Origin of the sequence: Acinetobacter sp. AL9 (genome assembly GCF_041464035.1) — a bacterium.
In the GTDB taxonomy this organism is placed as follows: domain Bacteria; phylum Pseudomonadota; class Gammaproteobacteria; order Pseudomonadales; family Moraxellaceae; genus Acinetobacter; species Acinetobacter towneri.
In genome coordinates, this window is the sequence record NZ_JAYFSK010000240.1 from 1 (window position 1) to 263 (window position 263).

Here is a 263-nt window from a genome sequence, read left to right on the forward strand (position 1 = left end):
CACATGGGTAACCCCACACTACCATCAGCGCGAAGAGGTTTCACTTCTGAGTTCGGGAAGGGATCAGGTGGTTCACTCTTGCTATGGTCGCCAGCACAACTGTTTACGGAGACTTGCATTGGTCTTATTCACGACTGTGATGCACTGCGTTTTCCGAATCTGTAACAGATTGGGCTGTATTGGGTCTGAATTTTATTGTTTAGCGTTAACTAAATCAAGATCAGTCTGAATTGACTGATTGGATTTGAATCGATTGAGCATAC

Annotated in this window: 1 rRNA gene; it reads right to left on the minus strand. The window is 44.5% G+C overall.

Annotation, left to right across the window (positions count from 1 at the left end):
- Nucleotides 1–95, minus strand: a 5S ribosomal RNA gene (gene rrf / locus ACEO2X_RS14510); the annotation flags it as partial.
- Nucleotides 96–263 lie beyond the last annotated feature (168 nt).